Annotated in this window: 14 protein-coding genes; 4 read left to right on the forward strand and 10 right to left on the reverse strand. The window is 63.5% G+C overall.

Annotated features, from left to right (window positions below):
* Positions 1 to 32: 32 nt before the first annotated feature.
* The 5 genes from AC56LW_RS09705 to queE all read right to left on the reverse strand — a co-directional run bounded on the left by AC56LW_RS09705 (position 33) and on the right by queE (position 4,393).
* On the reverse strand, positions 33 to 1,634 hold the full coding sequence (locus tag AC56LW_RS09705; RefSeq protein ID WP_183552413.1) for an ABC-F family ATPase: 1,602 nt from the start codon (positions 1,632 to 1,634) through the stop codon (positions 33 to 35).
* Positions 1,635 to 1,750: 116 nt separating this feature from the next.
* The gene (gene ldcA / locus AC56LW_RS09710; protein WP_499633840.1) at positions 1,751 to 2,668 is read right to left on the reverse strand and encodes a muramoyltetrapeptide carboxypeptidase; all 918 of its coding nucleotides are present in this window, start codon (positions 2,666 to 2,668) and stop codon (positions 1,751 to 1,753) included.
* Between the two features lie 89 nt (positions 2,669 to 2,757).
* Positions 2,758 to 3,276 carry a tRNA adenosine(34) deaminase TadA gene (gene tadA, locus AC56LW_RS09715; protein WP_499633842.1) on the reverse strand — a complete coding sequence of 173 codons (519 nt, stop codon included), beginning with the start codon at positions 3,274 to 3,276 and terminating at the stop codon, positions 2,758 to 2,760.
* Positions 3,269 to 3,715, reverse strand: coding sequence for a 6-carboxytetrahydropterin synthase QueD (queD, locus tag AC56LW_RS09720; protein ID WP_183552419.1), 447 nt, complete (start codon positions 3,713 to 3,715; stop codon positions 3,269 to 3,271). The genes tadA and queD overlap by 8 nt, the downstream gene beginning before the upstream one ends.
* Before the next feature lie 42 nt (positions 3,716 to 3,757).
* Complete coding sequence (queE, locus tag AC56LW_RS09725) at positions 3,758 to 4,393, reverse strand: 7-carboxy-7-deazaguanine synthase (RefSeq protein WP_332532050.1); 636 nt, start codon at positions 4,391 to 4,393, stop codon at positions 3,758 to 3,760.
* A gap of 172 nt (positions 4,394 to 4,565) precedes the next feature.
* Here queE and AC56LW_RS09730 point away from each other — a divergent pair, with 172 nt between their 5' ends.
* Together AC56LW_RS09730 and AC56LW_RS09735 are read left to right on the forward strand one after the other, a co-directional pair.
* A complete protein-coding gene (locus AC56LW_RS09730) occupies positions 4,566 to 5,516 on the forward strand; it encodes a histidine kinase (protein ID WP_499633844.1) in 951 nt (316 codons plus the stop codon).
* A gap of 172 nt (positions 5,517 to 5,688) precedes the next feature.
* A complete protein-coding gene (locus AC56LW_RS09735; protein ID WP_499633846.1) occupies positions 5,689 to 6,681 on the forward strand; it encodes a sensor domain-containing diguanylate cyclase in 993 nt (330 codons plus the stop codon).
* Positions 6,682 to 6,774: 93 nt separating this feature from the next.
* Here AC56LW_RS09735 and AC56LW_RS09740 read toward each other — a convergent pair whose 3' ends face one another.
* From AC56LW_RS09740 to AC56LW_RS09750, 3 genes are all read right to left on the reverse strand, one after another.
* Entirely contained in the window at positions 6,775 to 8,511 is a 1,737-nt protein-coding gene (locus tag AC56LW_RS09740; RefSeq protein WP_499633847.1) for a hypothetical protein, read from the reverse strand.
* A gap of 142 nt (positions 8,512 to 8,653) precedes the next feature.
* A complete protein-coding gene (locus AC56LW_RS09745; RefSeq protein ID WP_499633849.1) occupies positions 8,654 to 8,929 on the reverse strand; it encodes a hypothetical protein in 276 nt (91 codons plus the stop codon).
* A 12-nt stretch (positions 8,930 to 8,941) separates the two neighbouring features.
* Entirely contained in the window at positions 8,942 to 9,730 is a 789-nt protein-coding gene (locus tag AC56LW_RS09750) for a DNA/RNA non-specific endonuclease (RefSeq protein WP_332532046.1), read from the reverse strand.
* Between the two features lie 195 nt (positions 9,731 to 9,925).
* Here AC56LW_RS09750 and AC56LW_RS09755 point away from each other — a divergent pair, with 195 nt between their 5' ends.
* Entirely contained in the window at positions 9,926 to 10,186 is a 261-nt protein-coding gene (locus AC56LW_RS09755; RefSeq protein WP_499633852.1) for a hypothetical protein, read from the forward strand.
* Positions 10,187 to 10,308: 122 nt separating this feature from the next.
* Complete coding sequence (locus AC56LW_RS09760; RefSeq protein ID WP_499633854.1) at positions 10,309 to 12,654, forward strand: PAS domain-containing hybrid sensor histidine kinase/response regulator; 2,346 nt, start codon at positions 10,309 to 10,311, stop codon at positions 12,652 to 12,654.
* A gap of 77 nt (positions 12,655 to 12,731) precedes the next feature.
* On the opposite strand, the gene AC56LW_RS09765 is transcribed toward AC56LW_RS09760, so the two are convergent.
* Entirely contained in the window at positions 12,732 to 13,910 is a 1,179-nt protein-coding gene (locus tag AC56LW_RS09765; RefSeq protein WP_499633856.1) for a glycosyltransferase, read from the reverse strand.
* A gap of 435 nt (positions 13,911 to 14,345) precedes the next feature.
* A complete protein-coding gene (locus AC56LW_RS09770) occupies positions 14,346 to 15,554 on the reverse strand; it encodes a hypothetical protein (protein ID WP_499633858.1) in 1,209 nt (402 codons plus the stop codon).
* Positions 15,555 to 15,603 lie beyond the last annotated feature (49 nt).

The following is a 15,603-nucleotide window of genomic DNA, read 5'->3' on the forward strand; positions in this document are numbered from 1 at the left end:
GCGCCGAACGCGCCGCCCCTGCCACTACTACATTACGCGTCGATGCCCTGGCTCGCCAGGTATTCCTCGTAGTTGCCACGGAAGTCGACGATCTCGTTTTCACGGATTTCCAGCACGCGCGTGGCCAGCGACGAAACGAACTCGCGGTCGTGCGAGACGAAGATCAGGGTGCCGGCATACTTGTCCAGCGCGATGTTCAGCGACTCGATCGACTCCATGTCCATGTGGTTGGTCGGCTCGTCGAGCAACAGCACGTTGTGACGGCCCAGCATCAGCTTGCCGTACATCATGCGGCCCTTCTCACCACCCGACAGCACGTTGACCGACTTCTTGACTTCGTCGCCGCCAAACAGCAGGCGGCCCAGGATCGAGCGCACGGCCTGGTCGTCATCCCCCTCTTGCGTCCACTGGCCCATCCAGTCGGTCAGGTTGTCGCCCACCGCAAATTCTTCGGTCGGATCCTGCGGCATGTAGCCAGGATTGGCGTTCTCGGCCCACTTGACGCGACCGCCATCCGGCTGCAGACCGCACAGCTCGCCGCCAATCGTGCGCAGCAGCGTGGTCTTGCCAGCGCCGTTGGCGCCGATGATCGCGATGCGCTCGCCGGCCTCCACCATGATCGAGAAATTCTTGAACAGCTGACGGTCGTAGGCCTTCGAGATGTTCTCGGCTTCCACCGCCAGGCGGTGCAGCTTTTTCTCGCCTTCGAAGCGCACGAACGGATAGGCGCGCGAGGATGGCTTGAACTCTTCGATCTTGATCTTGTCGATCTGCTTGGCGCGCGACGTGGCCTGGCGTGCCTTCGACTTGTTGGCCGAGAAGCGGCGCACGAAGTCCTGCAGTTCCGCGACCTTCTCTTTGGCCTTGGCATTGTTCGACAGTTGCTGGTTGCGTGCCTGGGTCGAGGCCAGCATGTATTCGTCGTAGTTACCCGGATACACCTTCAGCGTGCCGTAGTCCATGTCGGCCACGTGCGTGCAGACCTGATTCAGGAAGTGACGATCGTGGGAAATGATGATCATCGTGGAGTTACGCTCGTTGAGCATGTCTTCCAGCCAGCGGATCGTGTTGATGTCCAGGTTGTTGGTCGGCTCGTCGAGCAGCAGAATGTCCGGATTCGAGAACAGCGCCTGCGCCAGCAGCACGCGCAGCTTCCAGCCCGGCGCCACGGCGCTCATCGGGCCCTGGTGCAGCTCGGTACCGATACCCAGGCCCAGCAGCAGTTCGCCGGCGCGCGCTTCGGCCGAGTAACCGTCGTACTCGGCGACCTTGCCTTCGAGCTCGGCAGCTTTCATGTAGTCGTCGTCGGTCGCTTCGAGGTTGGCGTAGATCGCATCGCGTTCGGCGATCGCGTTCCACAGCTCGGTGTGGCCCATCATGACGACGTCGAGCACGCGCGTGTCTTCGTAGGCGAACTGGTCCTGGCGCAGCTTGCCCAGGCGCTCGCCCGGATCGAGGCTGACGTTACCGGCGGACGGCTCGAGGTCGCCGCCCAGGATTTTCATGAACGTCGACTTGCCGCAGCCGTTGGCACCGATCAGGCCGTAGCGGTTGCCGTCGCCGAAGCGCACGGAGATGTTCTCGAAGAGCGGCTTGGCGCCGAATTGCATCGTGATGTTGGCTGTGGATAGCACTGTATGACCCCAAAAAGCGTATTTGATTAACCGGCTATTTTACCATCGCACGCCCTGCAGGGCGAATGGGCTGAATTGACGGGCGCCGTTGGCCGACGAGCTTTACCGGCGACCCTTCAGGCGCGGCGCACAGTCGGGTAGTCCGACAGCAGCAGGCTGAAACCATCGGCGTCCGACTGCAGGCGCCCTTGCGCGCCGAACGGGATTGTGACGCGCCGTGGGATGTGCCCGAAACTCAGCCCCGTCAGCACGGGCACCGGCAACGTGCGACGCACATACTCGAGCATGGCGTCGAAGTCGTAGCCATTGTCGAGCGGCCCCAGTCGGTAGCCGGAAAAGTCACCCAGCAGCACCGCTTGCTGGCGTTCCAGCACGCCCGCCTGCATCAGTTGCAGCAGCAAACGCTCGACGCGGTACGGGTGCTCGCTGATGTCTTCGAGCCACAGGATGCCGCCATCGATCTGCGGGAAATACGAGGTGCCGACGAGCGAGCCGATCATGGCGAGATTGCCGCCCCAGACCGTGCCGCGCACATCGAGCTGCGGGTTGCCGCTGACCGTCTCGCGGATCGTGTGCGTCGGGCCGGCCAGGCAGGCCCAGAAATCGTCGAGCGTGAACGGCACCGGCTCTTCGGCACCGAAGTCGCCGGCCACCATCGGCCCGGCGTAGCTGAGCGCGCCCGTTCTGGCCATGAGGCCCATGTGCAGCGCCGTGACATCGGAAAAGCCGACGATGATCTTGCCGCTGGCGGCAATCGCGTCGAAATCGATCGCCGGCAACAGGCGGCTGATACCGTAGCCGCCACGCAGTGCGATGATCAGGTGGATCTCGGGGTCGAGCACCGCCGCGTTGAGCTGCGCGAGGCGGGCGTCGTCGGTGCCGCCGAAGCGCTGATGGGTACAGCTGTGATCGTAGTAGTTGCGGACCAGGCAGCCCTGCGCTTCAAGGCGTGCGATGGCACGCTCGACGGCGAGCGGATCGTTGGTGCAGCCGGCGGGCGCCACGATGGCGATGCCGAGACGGGAAGTGATCACTGGTGGGCGGGAAGACGTGTGTGGAATCTGGAAACATCTTACCGCGCCCACCGGTGCCGATCAAGGTCAGTCAACTCGCCCACGAAGGGTCAAACTGCGCTGGCCTTCTTCGACAATGCACGCCGCTCGGCAAAAAAAGCGCGCAGCAGGCTGCTCGCCTGATCGGCCAGCACGCCACCGACCACGCCGGTGTGGTGATTCAACGCTGGCTCGTCGAACAGGTTCACGACCGAGCCGCAGGCGCCGGTCTTCGGGTCCGTTGCTGCGTAGATGACACGCGCGAGGCGCGCATGCATCATCGCGCCCGAGCACATGATGCACGGCTCGAGCGTCACGTACAGCTCGCAACCGGGCAGCCGGTAATTGCCCAGCTTGTCGGCGGCGGCGCGCAGCGCCACGATCTCGGCATGCGCCGTCGGGTCGTGGCCGCTGATCGGCTGGTTGAAACCGGTCGCGATGACTTCGCCGTCCTTGACCACGACAGCGCCGACCGGCACTTCGCCACGATCCCACGCCAGCTGTGCCTGGGCCAGGGCAAGCGCCATGAAACGCGCGTGCGCCGCATCCGCAGCATGGTCATGCACGACTGCGGACGATACCTCAGGCATCGGTGATCTCGGCCCAGCAGTTCGGGGTTTCGTGCAGCACGAGCTTGTGCAGGCGCAGCCCGGTACCGAAGCGGTCGATGAACACGGTCTTGAGGATCGTGAACGCCACTTGCGCGAGGTTTTCCACGGTCGGGATGCGGTCGATAACGACGGTCTTGTGATCCGGCAGCGACGACAGGAAGTCGAGCACCTTGTCATCCTTTTCGTACACGATGAAGGCATGGTCCCACACGTCGACCAGATGCTGCTTGGCCAGCGCCTTGACGTCGGAGAAATCCATGATCATGCCGTTGTCGGAATTTCCGTCAGCGTCGATGACTTCGCCGGTCAGCGTGATTTCGAGGGTGTAGCGATGCCCGTGCAGGTTGCGGCACTGGCTCTTGTGGTCGGGAATCCGGTGTCCGGCATCGAATTCAAGCTTGCGGGTAATGGTCAACATTGCTGCTTTACTAGGTAATGGAGTAATAATGGAGTGAATGAGTCAGGGAATCTGGAGCAGCTTGTGGGTCTGCAGGCTCAGCTTCCATTTCGGATTGGCGCGGCAGGTCTCGATGGCCAGGCGGATATTCTGCGCCGCCAGCGGCCCATCCATGGCCTGCACGAAGAAATGGTCGAAATCGAGCCGCTCGTACGCGGCCAGGTCTTGTCCGATTTGCGGGATGACCACCTTGATCTCGCTGCCTTTTTCCACGACCAGCGTCGAGCCCATCTTGGGACTGACGCAAATCCAGTCGACACCGTCGGGCACCGGCAGCGTGCCATTCGTTTCGATGGCGATGGTAAAGCCGCGCTCGTGCATGGCGTCGATCAGGGCGCGATCGAGCTGCAGCAGCGGTTCGCCACCTGTGAACACGACATATTTACTGGCAGGATAGGTAGCAGGCCACAGGCCGTCGATCTCGGCGGCGAGCAGCGCCGCTTCCTTGAACTTGCCGCCGCGCTCGCCGTCCGTGCCGACAAAATCGGTGTCGCAGAACTGGCAGATCGATGTGGCGCGGTCCTGCTCGCGGCCAGTCCACAGATTGCAGCCGGAAAAGCGGCAGAATACGGCCGGCCGGCCAGCGTGGGCACCCTCTCCCTGCAAGGTGTAGAAGATCTCTTTAATGCTGTAAGTCACGTTAAGCCTCTCGTCAACCTTCCATTATAGCGCGGCGCATTGACCTGCGCAGCGGAAGCGGCCGGTCGCTGAGACGGTGTCGGAAACGTCAGGTTTGAGACTGAACAATATTCCTACATGAGCGGAGCGGTAAGTTCTTACCGAAACTTCCGACACCTTCACGAGGGCAATCATGAACAAACCGAATTTTTTGCTGGTGACCCTGCCCTTCGTCGCCAGCAGCGCCAGCGCAGGTGACGCTTATTTCATGGTGCCGATGCTACTACGCAGCGCAGCGCCGGAACTGCTGGCCTGCATCCTGGTGACGATGGCGGCGCTGGTGCTGGCATGCCTGAGCCTGCGCCGCAGCATGGGCCTGGAGGAACGGGCCCGGGCCCTGCACGGGCAACTGGCGGCTGAACGGGAATCGCGCGCGCAGTCCGAGCAGGCATTGGCGGACAACCACGACGTCGTCTACCGGCTGGTGCGCCAGAACGAGGATGTCCGCGACAGCGAACGCACGCGCATTGCACGCGAACTGCAGAACGAACTGGGGCGCCGCCTGCTGACACTGCGCGCCGATCTCTCGAATCTGTACGACAGCGCCGCCACGGCCCAGGCGCCGGCCCTGGCCAGTCGCCTGGACAGCGCCATGGCGCACATCGACGGTGCGATCGGCGCCGTGCGCGCGGTAGCGAGCGGCTTGCGCGGCTTCGGTCCGGGCGACGGCCTGCGCCACGCGCTCGAACGTTGCCTGGCCGAGCACGCGCACCTGTACGGCATGCGCTATCGTTTCGAGGCCGGCGTCGACCCCAGTTCGCGCGCCAGCCAGGATCGCGCCGCGCGGCTGGCCGTGTTTCGTGTGCTGCAGGATGTGCTCGCCACTGCTGCGCGCGTCCAGCACGGCGAACTGCATGTGCGCCTGCTGGAAAACGCGAGCTCGCTGGGTCTGGAGATCGATGGCTGCGCCAGTGCCCCTGGCGCAGTCGCCTCGCTGCCGGCCGAGCTGATCGACCAGATCCGCGCCATGGGCGGCGTGCTGCGCGTCGTTGCCACCGCTGGGCATGCCGGGCGCTGGTCCCTGTCACTGCCGGTCAGGAATCCCGCTGCCGAACTTGCTGCGGAAATGGCCGTGGTTGCGTGATCAGCGTGTGATGAGCGGCGTGCGACCGCACAACCGTGTACGTTAAACACAACGCTGAATCCTCCTTGCTAAAGATCAATAGCATGTCTTGATGCGAGTAGCAGAATCGGTTCCTGACGGCAGCTACCCGGTTGCCGCAAACCGAAGCGCTACCACTCGCAGAGGACTGCTCATGATCAACACAAGCAGCAGCGCGGCATACCCGACAGCCCTGCTCCAGGACGTCGCCTTCGTCGGTCAGTTGATGGAAAGCCTGTCGGTACCGGTCTTCGTGCTCGATACCCATGCGCGCGTGACGATCTGGAACCGTGCCTGTGAGCAGCTGACGGGTGTGCCAGCGCCCGAAGTGCTTGGCACGGGCGACCATTGGCGCAGCTTCTACGACGTCCAGCGGCCCACCCTCGCCGATCTCGTCCTGCGCACCGGTTGCGATCCGGCACAGGCGGGCGAGGCACTCGCCGCCCCGGGCGATGCCGGGCGCGCCGCGCCGGGGCTGTCCATCGAGAGCTGGTGCGACATGCCACGGGCTGGCCGTCGGCGCTACCTGGCGGCAGACGCCAGTCCGATCTTCGGCGCCAACGGCCAGTTGTCGGCCGTGGTTGAAACCCTGCGCGACCTGACCGATGAAAAGATGGCCCAGGCGGCGCTGGAGCAACTGGCAACCCGCGACGGCCTGACAGGCCTGGCCAACCGGCGCTGCTTCGATGACACGCTGCAAGCGGAATGGGCGCGCGCACTGCGTCAGGTGCAGCCGCTCTCTCTGTTAATGGTCGACGTTGACAATTTCAAGGCCTATAACGACGCCCATGGTCACCTGGGTGGCGACGAATGCCTGAAGCGCGTTGCACGCGCCGTGGCCAGCGAAATGCGGGCCAATGACCTGGTGGCGCGCTACGGTGGCGAAGAATTCGCCGTGGTGCTGCCGAACCAGTCGCTCAAGGGCGCAGCCATCGTGGCCGAGCGGATCCGCAGCCGGGTCGAACAACTGCAGTTGCCGTGCCGCTTCGCCGCCGGCCACGTCACCGTGTCGATCGGCGCGGCCACGGCCATCGCCGGGCCCGACAACCATGCCAACCAGCTGGTCGCGATTGCCGATGCAGCCTTGTACCGGGCCAAGCACCTGGGGCGTAACCGGATCAGCCTGCCGATGACCGAGGCGGCGTGATCTGCTGGCACATGGCCCGATATTACGGGCTTGAGGCGTAAAAAAAACGGCGCCAACAGGCGCCGTTTTACTTCCGTCAGTTACCCGACAGGCTTAACGCATCATGCGTTCCCAGCCGTGACGAACCGCCGACTTCATCTTGTCCCAGGTCGATTGCTCGCCCGGATAACGGTTGTCCCAATCGCTGCGCAGATCGGCTTCGACTTCGGTCCATGGACGGTTGCGGTACTTTTCTTCACGCGCCATCTCGGTGCCGTAGTTATAGGCCGGACGGAATTCGTCGTAGGCGCCGCCGGTGCTGCCGTAGACCGAATTCCAGTGGTTGCGGTAGTAGATGTCGTCGTCATTGTCGTCGGTCATCTTGTCCCAGCCATGACGCACGGCGTTCTTGACGCGATCCCAGGCCGATGGCTCGCTGCTGTCGCTGCCGGTGGTGGAAAATTCGCGGGTGCCGTCGATGCGGCTATCCCAGCCAGTGCGCAGGTCGGTCTCGACATCGTCCCATGGACGGTTACGGTACATCTCGCTACGGCGCATTTCGGTGCCGTAGGAGTAGGCCGGCTTGAGGTCGTCATACTTTTCGCCGGTCGACGCGTAGGTGCTGTCGTAGTGGCTGCGGTACTGATCGTCGTCGTTGTCACCGGTCATGCGTTCCCAACCGTGACGAACGGCGGCCTTCATCTTTTCCCAGGTCGATGGCTCGCCACCGGTCGCGTAACGGCTGTCCCAGTCGTTGCGCAGGTCGGTTTCGATATCGTCCCAGGCGCCGTTGGTGTAACGGCCGCTGCGGGCAGCTTCGCTACCGTAGCTGTACGCAGGTGCGTACTCGTCGTACGATGCGCCAGTCGCGCCGTACGTGGTGTCGAAATGATTGCGGTAATACGTGTCGTCGCCGTTCAGGGAACCCATCGCGCTGCTGCCCGAACCCGAATCAAAACCCGGCGCCGTGCCCAGTGCGGCATCGGACTGGCCGCGCGAGAAGATGCGCACGCCATTGCGCTGCTTGTCGGTGAACCGGGTGCCGGTGCTGTTGGCGCCGCCCATCGTCGTATCGCGCTGGAGCGAGTCGCCACGATCAACAGCGGTCGAACCCTGGCGGATCGAACCATCCAGAGCCGAACCCTGGATTGCCGTGTCACGCAGGGTCGAACCTTGCAGCGACGTCCCGCCAGTCGCGGTCAGGCCGCTCTGGCCCAGTGGTTCCTGGTGCGTCGAGTTGGTCAGATCGGACGTGCCCAGCGATTCCTGATGCTGGAACAACTGACGCTCGCCTGGATTGTCCAGCGACGGGATCGCCGCGGCTTGCACCGAGCCTGCGCCAGTCGAGGTTGGGGTCGAGCTCGATTGCGCCGACATCGACGATGCCTGCTGCATGCCGATCGTGCTGCCGGCGTGCATTGCGCCGCTGCTGAAGCCGGTCGAAGCCAGATCTGGCGTGCCGCTCGAGGTTTCATCGATGTCGGTCGGACCGTAGCGTTCGACGATGTCGGCGCCGCGCTCGACTTCCGGCAGCGAGTTCGCCACCAGCGTCAGCACATGGCTACCGCGGTTGACCGCGCCTTCATAGCGGTTGGCGTGCTCGGCGTCATCCGAACCGAACAGGTCGCCGAAGAAATTCTTGATGCTGGCCGTGATGCCCGTGTCGCCATCGGCGCTGCGGGTCGTATCGAGATCGGACGATGCGTTCAGGCTATCGCTCTGACCAATCGTGTCTGCATCGGCGGTCGACAGTCGCACATCGGTGCTGGTAAAGCCCGACGACAGCAATTCGTTCATTGCGTTCTGTGCATCAGTGCGGTTATCGAACACCGCGACGAGGGTATGTTGCATGGTCGTTCCTCCGAAATAGTAGGTCTTGCGCGGGCGGCGACGCCGCCTCTTTCGTTCGCGCTATGTTGTCAACATTACTCTATTCTCGGTAGAACTCGCACACCATTGACGAGCGGAAATTTAGTTCCGGTCGACACACACGTCAGGCGAATGGATTGTCGATCGTCTTAATGTCGGGCGGCGGTAATCGCGCCGGCAACTCGCCAGAGGACTCGCGGGCTTCCAGCGCGGCGACGATGTCGCCCAGCACGGCGTGCAGGCGACGGGCATGCGCCAGACCGGGCACGTCAGCAGTCAGGTCGACATCGCCGGATATCGTGATGCGGTCGAGCCGGTTTTCCAGCATCAGGTCGCTGATGCCGATCACATCGGCTTCATTGGCGAACGGGACAAAGCTGACGGGTTTTTTCTTGCTCATGGATCCTCCGTGTTATGAACGTTTCTTGGATGGCTTGATCGTCGGCAGGCGCAGCATGCGTTCCTTCTGCTTCGTGCTCAGCGACGGCAACAGTTCGATGCCGACGATCCGCTCGAGCTCGGCCACGGGCACGACGTTGATCGGGGCATCGGCCCGGTTTTCGGTCAGCCAGGCCGCGCCCAGGCGCTGGCGCGGGCTGTAGACCACCTTGTACAGATGGGTCGGCACGATCACGTTGCCGACTTTTTTCAGGCTCGTGCCCAAAAACGCCGGCCCCGTGATCACGTACAGCTCGCCTTCTTTCTTTGCCATCGTGCGCACGGCGCCTTCGATCGGCGCCCAGATCTTGCGGTTATGGTCGCGATCTTGCGGGACCATATTGGCCAGCGAAAAGCTTTCGCGCTGGGTGCGGCGGTCGGGCATGTTCGCGTTCGGCGCCAGGTGGCCGCGGTCGAAGCCGCTGCGGGCGTAATCGGACAGCTCGGCGCGCTGGCCCCGCGGCAGACGCGACTCGGCGTGGAATTTATCGTCCCGATCGAGCCCTTGGGCACGCTTGAGATTATCGGCGCGCACATATTCGGCGGACCACAATGGCGTACGGGTCACACCGGAATGCACGATGCCAAACACGCCGTAACACAGTTCGCGCGTGGACACGGCCAGCTTCTGGTTCTGGATTTCCGGCGGACGGCCGTCGAGGTAATGGACAGGGCAACTCGCGGCCTGGGCGGCCGCGGAGGCCAGCAGCGCGCCAGCGAATGCAACCCGGGCGGCAATACTGGCAAAGGACAATCGGAACATGATGACGATACGGTGAGGGAAACAGCGGGCATTCTAGCTGAGCGACAATTTCCCGAGCATAAAATTCTCGTAGCGCATCCGCACCGGCAGGCCACCCACCGTCCGCGCAGTGTGACGCAGTCGGTGTTGACGTGCGCCCTGCCCCCGGTCGCTGCGACATAATTGGCGCATATCAAACCAACGCTGGAGATTATCATGACCGATCAAGAACAAGCAGACCGCAAGCCAGACGCGCCGGTACCGGCCGGTGGCCAGGAACAACGCTCCGAGAACCTGCTGCCGGGCGAGGAAGGTTTCGAGGACGGCCGCTTCGATGTCGCCGAGGAAGTCAGTCTGGATCAGCACTCCGACGAAGCGCGACGCATCGGCCAGGCGCCGGGTAACGGCATCGCCGACTCCCTGCCAGAAGCACTGAAAGCCCCGGTACCTTCGCAGCAGGTGCGTGAAAAACCGTAATACCGTGATTGCGCGGCCGGTGCCAGTGGTGCCAGCCGCCTTGTTTGCGAGCAAGTCTGTCATTGACACTTGCTCAGCAGCGCATTAGATTGTCAGAGTAAACACACTCGCAAGCCAGGCGCATGTTGAACACTCCGAACGACTGTCCCGACAGCCTCACCAGTAGTTGCATTCTGTTCATCTGCCCGCACGCCACCGTCGATCCTGTCGTGACGGAGGTCGCGCGCGAACTTGGCAGGGCGGTTGTGCATGCGACGTCCCTCGAAGACGGCCTGACGCAGGTACAGCGCCGGGATTTCGCCATGGTGCTGGTCGGCTATGCGGGTGACCCGGACGGCATGCTCGCCGTCGTGTCCGCCGTGAGCAGCAATGCACGGTCGAGCTTGACGCCCATCGTTGCAATGGGCTTGCCGCTGCCGCTGCCGATGTCGCACGAGTCGCTGTACGACGCCGGCGTCATTGCCGTACTTACCGAACCACTCTCGCCAACGATCCTGCGCGCCAAAGCGCGCTTCTACACCGCTGCCTTCGACACGCAGATCGAGCGCCGGCGCGCCGAGGTCGCGCTCGACGACACCAGCCGGCGCCTCGCGCGCATCATCGAAGCTGCCGAACTGGGCATCTGGTCGTGGGATATCCGCGCCGATTGCGTCGAGGCCGACGAGCGCGTGGCCGATCTGTTTGGCGTCCCTCGCCACGAACGCAGCAGCGTCCCGCTGGCCCGCTACCTGGCCGCCATCCACCCCGATGACGTCGAGTCGACGCGGGCCGAGATCAGCACGGCCATCGCGGCGTGCAGCGCGTATGGGGCCACCTACCGCATCCGTCTGCCGGGCGGCGGCTGGCGCTGGGTCATGGCGCGCGGCCATGTCGACACCAACCGCGACGGACTGCCCATGACGGTGCGTGGCGTGATCATCGACGCCACCCGCCAGCTCGAGGCAGAGCAGCAACTGCGCGCCAGCGAAGAGCGCTACCGCACCGTGTTCAACTCGATCGACGACGCCCTGTGCGTGATCGACATGCTGTTCGATGCCGACGGCGCACCATACGACTACCGCTTCGTCGAAACCAATCCCGCGTTCATCAAGCACACCGGTCTCGTCGACGCGATCGGCAAGACCGCGCGCGAACTGGTGCCAGGCCTCGAACAGCACTGGTTCGACATCTATGGCCGGGTTGCCGCCACTGGCGCGCCGGTACGTTTCGAGAACGAAGTCAAGGGCCTGTCGCGCTGGTACGACGTGTATGCCACACGATTGGGCGGGCCGTTCGCGTACCGCCTTGCAGTGCTGTTCACCGACGTGACCGAACGGCGCCGGTCGGACGCCGCGCTGCGCCAGATGGCGGCCGACCTGTCCGAGGCCAACCGGCTCAAGACCGAATTTCTCGCCACGCTGGCGCACGAGCTGCGCAACCCGCTGGCGCCGATCCGCAGCGGGCTGCAATTCATCCGGCGCGCGCCGGGCGACGCCGCTGCGGTCAGCCGCGTGCACGAGATCATGGGTCGGCAACTCGACCACCTGGTCCTGCTGGTCGACGATCTGCTCGACGTCGCCCGCATCCAGCGCGGCCAGGTCGAGCTGCGCTGTGAACCGGTGGACCTGGCCACGGTCGTGAATGCAGCCATCGAGACGAGCATGCCGCTGCTCCAGGCGGCGCGGCACACGTTCACCGTGAACCTGCCCGCCCTGCCCCTGCCGTTGCTGGCCGATCCCACACGTCTGACCCAGGTCATCAGCAACCTGCTGAACAACGCGGCGCGCTACACGCCCAAGGGCGGGCGCATCGCGCTGTGCGCCGAGCGGGATGGCAACGACGCCGTCATCACCGTGACTGACAACGGCATCGGCATCGCAACCGATGCGCTCGAAGTGGTATTCCGGATGTTCACGCAGGTTGGCCAGGCGCAGCAGCCAGGCTCCGGCGGCCTCGGCATCGGCCTGTCGCTCGTGCGCAGCCTGGTCGAACTGCATGGCGGCAGCGTGCGCGCCGATAGCGCCGGGACAAATGCGGGCAGCCGGTTCACGGTGCGCCTGCCCATCGGCAGCGAGCATGTCGGTGCAGCGCCGCCAGCATCCCAGGCGACCCCGGCAGGCGCGGTACCACCCTGCAGCGTGCTGGTGGTCGACGATAACCGTGACGCGGCTGAAACCCTGGCCGCACTGCTGTCGATGCTGGGCCACAGCGCCCTGGTCGCCAACGATGGCCATCAGGCGCTGCGGATGCTGCCAATGCTGATGCCGGATGTCGTGTTTCTGGACCTGGGGATGCCAGGCTTGTCCGGCTACGAGGTCGCGACTGCGATCCGCGCCGATGCCCGCTACGCGGCCGTGCGCCTGGTGGCACTGACCGGCTGGGGCGGCGCGGCCGACCGTGAACGCACCGCGCAGGCCGGCTTCGATGCGCACCTGACGAAGCCGGCAACCGTGGAAGCGATCGAGGACGTGCTGCGGCAGATGACATAGCCCGTATGAGGTGTCCACGCAAAAAAAAGGCCGGTGTCCTGCGACACCGGCCTTTTTATTACCGCTTGCTGCCGCGATTAACCCGCGTTGGCAACCGCGACCAGATCCGGCGTGCTTGGCACGGCTTCCTGGTTGCTGGCGAAGAAGCGCTCCACCTTGTTGCTGCGCACGGCGCTCTCGATCAGCTCATGCATGCTGCGCGCGGTCAGATCCCACGACGTGCCGGCCACGACCTCACGCATGCGCGCCGCCATCGTTGCACGGGCTTCGGGCGTCAGCGCCAGCTGGCGTTCACAGGCTGCGATGAAGTCAGCGTGCGATTCGGCGATCTCGACCACGTCACCGTATGGCACCTTGACGTCGGTGATCGGTGTGGACACCGATGGCAATTCAGCTGCCATGTATTCCAGCACCTTGGTTGGGCTGATGAACTTGGTCGAGTCGTTGATCGCGAATGGCAGCAGGCACACATCCCAGCCGGCCAGGAACTGTGGCAACTCATTGTAGGTGCGCTGACCCATGTAGTGCACGTTGGCCTGCTTTGGCAGCGTTGCCGGATCAATCTTGACGACCGGACCCACCAGGACGATTTGCCATTCCGGATGCGCATCGGCCATGCTCGAGACGAGGTCGACGTCGAAGCGCTCGTCGATCACGCCGTAGAAACCCAGGCGCGGATGGGCGATATGGTTCTGGTCAGGATGCGAAATCGCGGCATCCTGTGCCTGGCGGAAGTGGCCGGCGTCAACGCTGCTCGAGAAGCAGTGCGCGTTGGCGTGACGGTCGCGCTTGGACTGATACAGGCTCGGGCCGCCGGTGAACACCACGTCGGCGATGTTGAGCAAGGCGCTTTCGCGCTGCAGCAGCTGCTTCGGGGCGTTCTTGAACATTGCCAGCTCGTCCATGCAGTCGTAGATCACCTTCGAAGGCTTCAAGCCTTGCAGCAGTGGCAGTGCCATTGGGGTGTAGAACCAGACGATTGGCTCTTCGCCAGCTGGCACGAGGTCGGCCAGGAGAACTTGCAGCGTTGGCAGCTGGTCATCGTGGAAACCCCACTGATGAATCGGCGTGTGCGGACGGCAGACGGTGATGTTGTCGGCAACTTCCATCTTTTCCAGGCGCGCTTCGCCGTCCGTGTGCATCGGCTCTTCGACGAAGAGAATCTTGTAGTGTTGAGCCAGACGTGTCATCAGGTGCTGAGGGCGTTGAAACACGAAATCCCAGCGGAGATGGCAGAACACGATGAGGGTCGGCATGTGAGTTTTCCTTTTCGCCTTGGTGGCGCTATAGTTGTTGGTAATTGTGCAGCCGGACGGTTCTTCTCTCTCTACTCGGGACCACCGCTGCTTACGCGCGGGAACCTGGCCGGACGAGTGGATCGTAACATGCAATTTTCTTAATTTTTTGATTTGTGCATAGCAATATTTCAGGAAATGTAACAGGACAGTGGAAGATTTTTGTCGAGCTTCATAGGAGAAGCCGATTTTTGACATGATTTCCTGTCAGTGGCGTCCTACAGCGCGACAGGAAATTCCACTACGAATAGAAGTGAAAATCTTGACGAAACTCACCAAAAGTCACGCCGAAAAATTGGAAGTTTAGACGGGTTGCGCTGCACAACAGATCGGCAATTCCAGTACCGTCAACCCGTCCGGACGCGCCTGGCAATGCGCCCGAACAGGTTGCGCAGCTCAGCCTGGGTGGTACGGTTCGGCGCCTTCGGCATGCCCGTCGTCGCTGAAGCTCACGGCAATGGACACGCCTTCGAGGCCAAGCGACAGCAGCGCGTCGCACAGTTCGTCGACCTCAAGTACCAGATCGGCGGCCAGGTCGACCGGCTTCTCGACGCTGCCCCATGGCTGGCCACCATCCAGCGCATACAGGTTCGCGCGCAGCAGGATATGTTCGCCCATATCGATCGGCGCGACAGCCGCATGCACGGCATCCGGCGCCAGGTCCTTGGCCTGCAGCAGGCCCTTGATCTCGGCCAGCACGCCAAGCGTCGCCAGCTCGGCCACGCCCTGCTCCTTGGCGCCGTAGAACAGGTCCTGGTATAAAAAGTTCAGGTCGAGCCGTGCGGGGTCGGCCGCCAGGCAACGCGCTACCAGAGGCGCCGCCGCCACGGTCCAGTCACGGTAGCGGTCCATGCGGGCCGTGAAATAGGCGTCGCTGCCGGCCTCGTCCTTCGGAATCAGATAGAAGGCATCGTCGCTGCGCTTGAACGAAAAGCCGAGCAGGAAACGCAGTTCGAGCGCCGTTTCGTCGGGCGCGACCGGCTCGCCGGTCCAGCCGCGCATGCTTGCCGCGATGGTCGGGGCCGGTTGCAGCTTCTTTTCCATCAGCGAGGCGGCGGCTTCGCGCAGCATCTCGTGCAGCGTGCCGTAGGCGATATGGTCGATCTCGCCCAGGTCGAACGCGTGCTGGAGCAGGATCACGCGCGCATCCGGGCTGTCCAGGCCACCACTGCGGAAGCTGGCCACGAGCGCCTCGAAGGCCGCTTCGTCCTGGAACAATTCCTGCGCCACCAACCCGCCCTCGCTGCGCACGAACAGCGGCACCATGAAGGCGTCGATCTCGTGTTCCGGGCCGCCTTCGCGCCCGACGCGCAGCGTCGCTGCTTCTTCTTCGATGCACCCGCGCAGCACGCGGCAGGCGAGTGGATCGGTAAAGCGGGCCAGTTCGATGGCCTCGTACAGGACCTCGTCGCGCTTCTTGCGCACGGCCTTGCGCACCGCCAGCACGAGCTGGTCGCGGCGCACGGTGTCGGGCTCGCCCGTTTCCAGGTCTTCGCGCTCGGCAATCTCGAGCGCCAGATCGGCCATTTCCTGGGCCTGGGCATTGGTGTCCGGTTCGCGTGTGTTGTTCGAGGTGCGGGGCACCGGACGCTTGTTTTTTGGCATGTCTGAAGTCGAAGAATGAAAATGAAAAAAGAATCGTGCCGGCATGGTA

The organism is Telluria sp. LT2P80 (assembly GCF_059685955.1).